The organism is Oerskovia rustica (genome assembly GCF_014836555.1).
GTDB lineage: Bacteria > Actinomycetota > Actinomycetes > Actinomycetales > Cellulomonadaceae > Oerskovia > Oerskovia rustica.
In genome coordinates, this window is sequence record NZ_JACSQQ010000040.1 from 21,327 (window position 1) to 31,299 (window position 9,973).

Annotated in this window: 6 protein-coding genes; 1 reads left to right on the plus strand and 5 read right to left on the minus strand. The window is 72.0% G+C overall.

Annotated elements, in window-relative coordinates:
* Positions 1–44: 44 nt before the first annotated feature.
* The 5 genes from H9652_RS17110 to H9652_RS17130 form a co-directional block, all read right to left on the minus strand.
* Positions 45–1,772 (minus strand): dipeptide ABC transporter ATP-binding protein, encoded by a 1,728-nt coding sequence (locus H9652_RS17110; protein WP_191797633.1) that lies wholly within the window; start codon positions 1,770–1,772, stop codon positions 45–47.
* The gene (locus H9652_RS17115) at positions 1,769–2,818 is read right to left on the minus strand and encodes an ABC transporter permease (RefSeq protein WP_191797635.1); all 1,050 of its coding nucleotides are present in this window, start codon (positions 2,816–2,818) and stop codon (positions 1,769–1,771) included. The genes H9652_RS17110 and H9652_RS17115 overlap by 4 nt, the downstream gene beginning before the upstream one ends.
* A gap of 1 nt (position 2,819) precedes the next feature.
* Positions 2,820–3,932, minus strand: a complete 1,113-nt coding sequence (locus H9652_RS17120; RefSeq protein WP_191797637.1) for an ABC transporter permease — start codon at positions 3,930–3,932, stop codon at positions 2,820–2,822.
* 136 nt (positions 3,933–4,068) lie between these two features.
* Positions 4,069–5,706 carry an ABC transporter substrate-binding protein gene (locus H9652_RS17125; RefSeq protein ID WP_191797639.1) on the minus strand — a complete coding sequence of 546 codons (1,638 nt, stop codon included), beginning with the start codon at positions 5,704–5,706 and terminating at the stop codon, positions 4,069–4,071.
* Between the two features lie 285 nt (positions 5,707–5,991).
* Positions 5,992–6,858, minus strand: a complete 867-nt coding sequence (locus H9652_RS17130; protein WP_191797641.1) for an HdeD family acid-resistance protein — start codon at positions 6,856–6,858, stop codon at positions 5,992–5,994.
* Between the two features lie 245 nt (positions 6,859–7,103).
* Here H9652_RS17130 and H9652_RS17135 point away from each other — a divergent pair, with 245 nt between their 5' ends.
* Positions 7,104–9,959 carry a lysylphosphatidylglycerol synthase transmembrane domain-containing protein gene (locus H9652_RS17135; RefSeq protein WP_191797643.1) on the plus strand — a complete coding sequence of 952 codons (2,856 nt, stop codon included), beginning with the start codon at positions 7,104–7,106 and terminating at the stop codon, positions 9,957–9,959.
* The last annotated feature ends 14 nt before the right edge of the window (positions 9,960–9,973 follow it).

Here is a 9,973-nt window from a genome sequence, read left to right on the forward strand (position 1 = left end):
CAGCTGCTCCGCACTCAGCGGCCCGGCACGGGCAGGCCGGACCCTCAGACCCGCAACGCCCGGAGCTCCTCCCGGCGCGCGGCCTGGAGCACCGGGTCCGGCACGGGCAGCGACGCCAGGAGCTGCTTGGTGTACGTGTGCTGCGGCGCGCCCAGCACCTGGGCCGACGTGCCCTCCTCGACGAGCCTGCCCCGGTAGAGCACCGCGATCCGGTCGGCGAGCAGGTCCACGACCGCGAGGTCGTGGCTGATGAACAGGCACGCGAACCCGAGGTCTCGCTGGAGCTCGGCGAACAGGTCGAGCACGCGCGCCTGGACGGACACGTCGAGCGCCGACGTGGGCTCGTCCGCGACCAGGAGCTCGGGGTCGAGGGCGAGCGCCCGTGCGAGGCTCGCACGCTGACGCTGCCCGCCGCTCAGCTCGTGCGGGTACCGGTCACCGTACGAGCGCGGGAGCTGGACCGACTCGAGCAGCTCGTCGACCCGATCGCGCGCGTCGCCCGCGTCCGCCGCCCGCCCGTGCACCACGAGGGGCTCGGCCACGCACTCGGCGATCGTGAGCAGCGGGTTGAAGCTCGACGCGGGGTCCTGGAACACGAACCCGATGCGCGGCCGCACGGGCCGCACGTCGCGCTCGCGTGCGCCCAGCATCTCGACGCCCAGCACCGACAGCGACCCTCCTGTCACGGGCGTGAGCCCGCCGATCGCGCGGCCGATGGTCGTCTTGCCCGAGCCCGACTCCCCCACGAGCCCCAGCACCTCGCCGGGTCGGATCGACAGGTCCACCCCGTCGACGGCCACGAAGGCGGGCTTGCGGAAGCGGCCCGGGTACTCGATCCGCAGCCCTTCGGCCACGACCACGGGCGCACCCTCGGCCCAGCCGTCGGCGCGGGCCTCGACCCGCGCGGCCGCGTTGACCACCCCGCCGCCGACGCGCGGCACGGCCTCGAGCAGCGTCCGCGTGTACTCGGCCTGCGGGTCCTCGAACAGCGACCGGACGTCCGCCTGCTCGACGACCTTGCCCTGGTACATCACGGCCACGCGGTCCGCGAGGTCCGCGACCACACCCATGTTGTGCGTGATGAGCACGATCGCGGTCCCGAACTCGTCGCGGCAGCGCCGCAGCAGGTCCAGGATCTCGGCCTGCACGGTCACGTCGAGCGCGGTCGTCGGCTCGTCGGCGACGATCAGCCCGGGGTCGAGGGCGAGCGCCATCGCGATGACGACGCGCTGCTTCTGCCCGCCCGAGAACTGGTGCGGGTACTTGTCCACAGCCGTCTCGGGGTCGGGGATGCCGACCCGACGCAGCACGTCGATCGCCTGCCTGCGCCCTTCCGCGCGTCCTACGCGCCGGTGCGCGCGCAGCCCCTCGACGATCTGCCACCCCACGGTGAAGACCGGGTTGAGCGCGGCCGACGGCTCCTGGAAGACCATCGCGACGTCCGTGCCGCGCACGGCCCGCAGCTGGGACCGGCTCAGCGCGACGACGTCGGACTCGCTCGTCCCCGCCTTGTTCGCCAGCACGACGGCGCCCCTCGCCGTCGCGGTCTCCGGCAGCAGGCCGAGGATCGTCTTGGCGGTCACGGTCTTCCCGCTGCCGCTCTCGCCCACGACCGCGAGCACCTCGCCCGGGGCGACCTCGAGGTCCACCCCGTCGACCGCGAGGATCGGCCCGGCGTCGGTCGCGAACGAGACCGTGAGATCCCGGACGGTGACGACCGCACCCGAGGCGCGCGACGCCGTCGGGCCGGTGGTTGTTGCCTGCGCGCTCACGGGCGCACCTCGATTCCCTCGTCGCCCAGCGTCCCCGAACCTTCCAACCCGCCCAGCCCCGCGGGGCCGGCGCCGAGCGTGCCGCCCGGCACGACCGACGTCTCCGCGACCTCGCCCGCCCCGACCGCGGCCGCCCGACGGCTGCGCAGGCGGGGGTCGGCCAGGTCGTTGAGGCTCTCGCCCACGAGCGTGATGCCCAGGACCGCGAGCACGATCGCGAGACCCGGGAACAGCGCGGTCCACCAGATGCCGCTCGTGACGTCGGACAGCGACTTGTTGAGGTCGTAGCCCCACTCGGCCGCGGCCGTCGGCTCGATGCCGAAGCCCAGGAACCCGAGCCCCGCGAGCGTGAGGATCGCCTCGGACGCGTTGAGCGTTACGATGAGCGGGAGCGTGCGCGTCGCGTTGCGCAGCACGTGCCGCCCCATGATGCGACGGTGCGACGTGCCGATGACGCGTGCCGAGTCGATGAACGCCTCGGCCTTGATCCGCACGGTCTCCGCGCGGATCACGCGGAAGTACTGCGGGATGAAGACCACGGTGATCGAGAACGCGGCCGCCAGGATGCCGCCCCACAGGTCGGACTGCCCGCCGCTGATGACGATCGCGAGGAGGATCGCGAGGAGCAGCGACGGGAACGCGTAGACGGCGTCGCACAGGACCACGAGCACGCGGTCGAGCCAGCCCCCGAAGTACCCCGAGACCAGGCCCAGCAGGACGCCGATCACGATCGACGCCGCGATCGCGACCACGATCACGAGGGCCGCGGTGCGCGCTCCCCAGATCACGCGGGACAGGACGTCGTACCCGCCGACGGTCGTGCCGAGCAGGTGCGCGGCCGACGGCGGCTGCTGCGCCCCGAACAGCACGTCGCCGCTGCGCAGCTGGCTGAACCCGTACGGTGCGAGCCAGGGCGCGGCCAGCGCCGTGAGCAGGAAGAGCGCCGTGATGACGAGGCCCGCGACGAGCATGCCGCGCTGGAGGCCCACGCTCTGACGGAGCTGGTGGACCACGGGCAGACGGCCCCAGGAGAGTCGGCGTGCCATGTCAGTACCTCACCCTCGGGTCGATGAGCGCCGCGAGGACGTCCACGAGGAAGTTCGTGACCGCGACGATCACGGCCAGCAGGACGACGATCCCCTGGACCGCGACGAAGTCCCGGGCCTGCAGGTACTGCGCGAGCATGAACCCGAGGCCCTTCCACTCGAACGTCGTCTCGGTCAGGACCGCCCCGGCCAGGAGCAGCGCGATCTGCATGCCCATGACCGTGATGATCGGGATCAGCGCGGGCCGCCACGCGTGCGTGCGCACCAGCCGGTGCTCGGACACTCCGCGCGAGCGGGCCGCGTCGACGTAGTCGGTCGCGAGGGTCCCGATGACGTTGGTGCGCACGAGCCGCAGGAACACCCCCGCGGTCAGCAGGCCCAGGGCCACCCCCGGCAGGACCGCGTGCATCAGCACGTCGCCCAGGACCGCGGGGTCGCCCGTGCGGATCGCGTCGACGACGTAGAAGCCCGACGGGTCGGGCAGGGCCATCATCTGCAGCTCGGCCCCCGTGGACGCGCGCCCCGCGACGGGGAACCATCCGAGGCCGACCGAGAAGACCAGCTTGAGCAGGAGGCCCGCGAAGAACACGGGCGTCGCGTAGCAGAGGATCGCGAAGACCCGCAGGAACGCGTCGGGGATCCGGTCGCGGTGGTGCGCGGCGAGGAGCCCGAGGGGCACGCCGACCAGGAACGCGATGATCAGGGCGTAGACCGCGAGCTCGAGCGTCGCGGCGCCGTAGGTCGTCAGGACCTCGGACACCGGGCGGTTGTCGCTGATCGTGGTGCCGAAGTCGCCGCGCACGATCCCGCCCAGGTACTCGAGGTACTGGACGATGATCGGGCGGTCGTAGCCGGCCTCGTGGATGCGCTCGGCGAGCTGGTCCGCTCGCAGGCGCCCGCCGAGCGCCGCCGTGATGGGGTCGCCGGTCGAGCGCATGACGACGAACACGGTCGTCACGAGGATGAAGACGGTCGGGATGATGAGGAGGAACCGGACCAGGACGTACCGTCCCAGCCCACCTCCTCCGGACGTCTTCTTCCGCGGGGGTGTGGAGCGGGAGGTCCCGGTGCCCGGCGGGTCGGCCGTGGTCACCTGGTCGGTCGTCGTGGTCATGTCGTCCGTTCGTCGTGGTCCGAGCCGCGCTGCTCGGTGGCCTGCGGTGCTGCTGCGCGGGCTCGGGCGACCCGAGCCGGCGGGGCTCGGGGTGGTCAGGACGTCATCGGCCGGACCACCCCGAGCGCCTGGGGGGTCAGCCCTTCGAGAGCGCTCCGTAGCGGAACTTGAAGGACGCGTCGAGCGTCTTCTCGGTCCCCTCGACGCCGGTGCCCACGACCGCGACCTGCGCGCCCTGGAGGTACGGGACGGTCGAGAGGTCCTCGGCGACCTTGGCCTGGATCTCCTCGATGAGGGACGTGCGGGCCGCCGGGTCGGGCGTGGCGGCCTGCTGGAGGATCAGGTCGTTGACCTCCTGGTCGTCGTAGTGGTTCGCGAGGAAGTTCTCCTGGAGGAAGAACGGCGTGAGGTAGTTGTCGGCGTCGGAGTAGTCCGGGAACCAGCCGAGCTGGTACGCGGGGTAGACGTCGGCGGTGCGGTCCTTGGCGTACTGGACCCACTCGGTCGTCTGCAGGTTGACCGTGAACAGGCCGCTCTCCTCGAGCTGGTCCTTGATGAGCGCGTACTCCTCACCCGAGGACGGGCCGTAGTGGTCGTTGCTGTACTGCAGGTCGAGCACGACGGGGACCGTGACCCCGGCGGCCTCGAGGGCTGCCTTGGCCTTGTCGGCGTCGGGTCCGCCCTGGCCGTCGCCGTAGAGCTCCTTGAGCGGCTCGACCGCTCCGGTCAGGCCCGCGGGGACGTACGAGTACAGCGGCGTGTAGGTGCCCTTGTAGACCTGGCTCGCGATGGCCTCGCGGTCGATCAGGTCGGCGACGGCCTGGCGCACGGCGAGGGCCTTGGCCGGGTCGGCGCCCTCGGCCTTGGCGCCGTAGGGCTGGGAGTCGAAGTTGAACGTGATGTAGCGGATCTCGCCGCCCGGGCCGTCGACGACCTTGACCTTGTCGTTGCCCCGCAGGTCGTCGATGTCGGTCGCGGACAGGCTGCGGAAGGCGACGTCGATGTTGCCCTCCTGGATGTCCAGCTTCAGGTTCGACGCGTCGGCGTAGTACTTGGTGTTCACCTTGGCGGTCGCGGCCTTGCCGAGCACGCCCTGGTAGTCGGGGTTGGCCTCGTAGGAGATGAGGTTGTTGAAGTCGTACTTCGCGATCGAGTACTGACCGGCGAACGCCTTGCCCGCGACGATGTCGGCGTCCGGCGTCAGCGCGTCGGCCGCGAACACCTCCTCGTCGACGATGGGGCCGGCCGGGCTCGACAGGATCTGCGGGAAGACCTGGTCGTCGGGCGACGTGAGCGTGAAGACGACGGTCGTGTCGTCGGGCGCGGCGACGCCGGCCAGGTTGTAGAGCAGCGAGGCGGGGCCGTTCTCGTCGTTGATCGCGACCTGCCGGTCGAACGTGAACTTCACGTCGGAGGACGTGAGGTCGTTGCCGTTGGCGAACTTGAGTCCCGGCTTGAGCTTCACGGTGTACTCGGTGGGACCGGTGAACTCGGCGGACTCCGCGATGTCGGGCTCGACGTCGGGGCTGCCGTAGGGGGTGTTCAGGAGGAACGGGAACACCTGGTTCATGACCGCGAAGGACCCGTTGTCGTAGGAGCCCGCCGGGTCGAGGGTCGTGACCTTGTCGGTCGTGCCGATGGTCAGCGCGCCGCCGGCGCTCGCGCCGCCGCCGCCGTCGTCGTTCCCGCCGCTGCCGCACGCCGTGAGCGTGAGCGTCACGACGGCGATGCCCGCCGTTGCGGCGAGGAGCCGCTTCCTGGAAACGGTCGTCATCCGTCACACCTCTTCTTCGGGGTCGTCAGGTGGGTGCGCGGTGGCGCTCCCACGACCTGGCGCTGTGACCAAGGTGCGTGATGTCTAACACACAGTTGTTTCGGTCAAGCACCCCGAAAGGGCGAGACGGCGCGGTTCCGGTCATGTTGTTACCCGGTCGTAACCCCACCCTCCACATGGTGAGACAGATCACACGGGTGAAGTTACCCAGGAGTACGTTCCGGTGCGTCACGGCCGTTTCGCGGCGCGGCGCGTCGTGGTGGCAGCGCTGTCATCCCCATCCGCTCAGCGGTCGGCCGTCCCCCGCCCGACGCCGGAGCCCGGCTCGCGCGGCCAGGTCCCCTCGTCCGGGTCGCCCGCCGGGAGCGGGTCGCCGGTCGGCGTGTCGCCCGCCCCGGCCACCTCGCCCGCGACGTCCCCGCCCGGGGCGAGCTCCGCCGTCGGGCCGGAGGGCGCACCCGGGACCGGGGCAGGCGCTGCTGCCGCCTCCGCGACCACCGGGGCCGACGGCCCGGCCCCCAGGACCGACCCGCCCGTGACCACCACCCCGGCCGCGACCGCCCGCGCACGCAGCTCCGCGAGCTCGCGCGCGACCGAACGGACCCCGAAGCCCGAGACCACGTGGATCGCCCCCGCGACGAACGCGTACAACCCGAACACGACGACCGTGAGGCTCAGGACGTCGCCCGAGTCCACCGGACGCGTGACGAGGAGCAGGCCGAACAGCGCCGACACGATGCCCACCGTGAGCATCCACGGCCACCCCAGGTCGCGGTTGCGCACCAGCCCCGCCGCCCCCACGACCGCCGTGATCCCCAGGACCAGGACCCATACGACCAGGACGTAGTAGAGCGCGGTCGAGCTGAGGTCGGGCCAGAACATGATCGCGACCCCGAAGAGCACGTCGACGACCGCCTGCGCGAGCCACCACCGCCAGCCCACCTGCTTGCGGTGGGCCAGCCCCTGGGCCGCGACGAGGGCCGCGTCCGCGACGAGGAAGATCCCGAACACCCAGCGCAGCGTCTCGAGCGCCTCGAGCGGCTGGATCATGAGCAGCAGCCCCAGGACCACCAGGAGCACGCCGCGCACCACCGGGAGCCACCAGACGTTCTTGAACGCGTTGGGCGGCTCGTGCACGTCGCTGCCGCTCACCCTGCCCCTGCTGCGGACCACGAGCCCACCACCGTTCGCGTCGTGCGCCGTCCACCTGAGCGCGGACGTCCGCGTGCGTCGTCGTCGCAGGTCACGTGGGAGCGCTGCCTTCCTTCATCGTGCTGGACGTTGGTCACACTCGCGCGTCGAAGCCGCCTGGACACCGGGAGCAAGCGGGCAAATCACCCGACCGAAAGTGGCGTAATACCGCGCCTCCCGGGACCCTCAGCCCTAGACTCGCAAGCATGTCTGCGCGCGCTCACGACCCGGCCGGTCCTCCGGCGACGGCCGAGCCGCGCCCGCGGGTGCACGAGGTCGGGTCACGCTCCGGCGAGCCCCCCGCCCCGGACCCCCGCTCGTTCCGCTCGTTCCTCGCGACCCCTCGCCCGGTGGGCGACGGCACCGACCCGACCGTCATGGTCGTCGACACCCCCGAGGCTCGCGTCCGCCATCCCAGCGACCTCGTGGGGATCGTGCTGTGCGCGCTGGGCGTCGCGCTCGTCCTGTTCATGTCCGTGTACGCGCACGGCACCACCGCGGGCGTCGCCGAGGACGTCCAGGGATTCTCCGACCTCCTCGCGAGGATCCTCTTCATCCCCGTCGCGGTCCTCGAAGGTCTCGTGACGCTCGCGATCCCCACGGCGGTCCTGATCGAGCTGGGGATCCGCAAGCTCGGGCGGCAGGTCGTCGAGTCGATCGCCGCGGCCGCGCTGGGCATGATCCTGGGCATCGCCGTCACGTTCTCGGTCATGACGTTCGGCTCCGACGACCTCATCCAAGGCCTCTCGGTCCGGATCCGGGGCGAGTGGCACCTCAGCATCCCCGGCTACGTCGCCGCGATCAGCGGGCTGCTCACCGCAGCAGGCCCGCGCACCCGGCGCCGGACGGTCGCCTGGTCCTGGAACCTGCTGTTCATCGCGCTCGGCGTCGTCCTCATCACGGCCCAGGTCTCGCTCCCCGGGGCGATCATCACGCTCCTGCTCGGCCGCATCGCCGGCAACACGGTCCGCTGGGTCTCGGGCGTCCGCAGCGAGCGCGCCTACGGGCCGCACCTCGTCGACGGCGTCCGCCGGGCCGGCTACTCGCCCACCGCCCTCGTCCGCGTCCGCGACGTGTCCCAGCCCGCCGAGCTCGCCGAGGCGGCCGACGACCCCATCACCGAGGTCAACGCCGACGGCGAGATCACGGCCGAGGTGCACGTCGGCGTGGTCCGCGTCGCCGGGTCCGACGAGGACTCCGCGCTGACCGCCGACGCGCGGATCACGGGCGACCACCTCTCGGGCGCCCTCGGCGAAGGAGTCCGGGAGCCGGCCGAGGCTCCCTCCGACCCCGCCGCGATCGCCCTCACCCGCTCGGGGGACAACCGCGTCTACGCGATGTTCACCGAGGACGGGGTGCGCCGCGACGTCGTCGTGCTCGACGGCGACCGGCAGGTCGTCGGCTTCCTCACCCGGCTCTGGCGCTCCCTCCGGCTGCGCGGCATCGAGGGCCGCGCGGCGATCTCGCTCAAGGCCGTCGCGGAGCGCACCGCGCTCCTCGCCTACGCGGCCCGCGCCGCGGGCGTCCGCACGCCGCGCCTGCTCGGCGTGGCCGAGTCCGACGACTCGATGATCCTGGTCCAGGAGCACGCGGTGGGTGCGGTCTCGCTGCGCGACCTGCCCGACGACGAGGTCACCGACGCCGTCCTCACCGAGGCCTGGCACCAGATCCAGCTCGCGCACGACGCCGGGCTCTCGCACCGCGCCCTGACCTCGGACGTCATGCTCGTGAGCCGTGGCGAACCGGGCGGGGCCGCGACGCACCCTGCCGGAACGGGTCCGGGCACCGGGTCCGCGACCGTCGACCTGAGCCCCCGGAGCGGCCCGGACGACTCCGAGGTCAAGGTCTGGCTGACCGGCTGGGAGCAGGGAGACATCGCGTCGTCCGAGCTGTCGCGCCGCATGGACCTCACGCAGATGGTCGCCCTCCTCGCGCTGCGCGTGGGTGCCGAACGGGCCGTGGCCTCCGCCGTGAGCGTGCTGCCCAACGAGGACATCGCGGCGATCGGGCCGCTGCTCCAGTCGATCGCGCTGCCCGTGAGCACGCGCGAGGAGATGCGCGCCAACAAGGCGCTCTTCAAGGACCTGCGCGCGGCGCTCGTCGAGCGCCTGCCCGAGACCGACGTCGAGCCCCAGCGCATCACGCGCTTCGGGGCCCGGACGATCATCACGCTGACCCTGACGATCGTCGCGGTGACCGTGGTCGTCACGACCATGAACTTCCAGCAGATCACCGAGGCCGTCTCCCAGGCGAACCCGTGGTGGGCGGTCATCTCGTTCGCGCTGGGCATCCTCACCTGGTTCGGCGCGGCCCTGACGTTCGTGGCGTTCTCGCCCGTGAAGCTGCCCATGATCCGGGCGACCCTGACCCAGATGGCCGGGTCGTTCGTGGCCCTCGCGGCCCCCGCCGGGATCGGGCCCGCGGCGCTCAACCTGCGCATGCTGACCAAGCGCGGTGTCTCGGCCCCCATGGCCGTCGCGACGGTCGCCCTCGTGCAGGTCTCCCAGTTCGTCATCACGATCCTGCTGCTCGTCGTCCTGTCGATGACGACCCGCTCGGGCGGGCTCATCAGCCTGCCGTCGACGACCGTCCTGCTCGCCATCACCGGGGTGGCCCTCGCGGTGATCGCGACGCTGCTCGTCCCCGCCGTGCGGCGCTGGGTGCTCGCGAAGATCCGGCCGACCGTGCAGCAGGTGTGGCCGCGCCTGTCCGAGATGCTGAGCCAGCCGGGCCGGCTGGCCCTCGGCTTCGGCGGGAACATCGTCATGACGCTCGGCTACGTGCTCGCGTTCGACGCGGCCCTCGCGGCGTTCGGCCAGGAGCTCGCGCTCGTCGACGTGGCCGTGATCTACCTCGTCGGCAACGCGGCAGGCGCGGCGGTCCCGACTCCCGGCGGCCTGGGCACGATCGAGATCGCCCTGACCGCCGGCCTGACCGCCGCGGGGATCCCGCCAGCGATCGCCACCTCGGCCACGATCCTGTTCCGTGTCGCGACCTACTGGGCCCGCATCCCGATCGGCTGGGGTGCCATGCGCTACCTGCAGCGCAAGGGCGACCTGTAGCGCTCGTTCCCACA

Excerpts from the sequence above, each read along its gene's own strand:
- H9652_RS17115 (WP_191797635.1), bottom strand. The coding sequence starts at position 2,818 with ATGGCACGCCGACTCTCCTGGGGCCGTCTGCCCGTGGTCCACCAGCTC.
- H9652_RS17120 (WP_191797637.1), bottom strand. The coding sequence starts at position 3,932 with ATGACCACGACGACCGACCAGGTGACCACGGCCGACCCGCCGGGCACC.
- H9652_RS17125 (WP_191797639.1), bottom strand. The coding sequence starts at position 5,706 with ATGACGACCGTTTCCAGGAAGCGGCTCCTCGCCGCAACGGCGGGCATC.
- H9652_RS17135 (WP_191797643.1), top strand. The coding sequence starts at position 7,104 with ATGTCTGCGCGCGCTCACGACCCGGCCGGTCCTCCGGCGACGGCCGAG.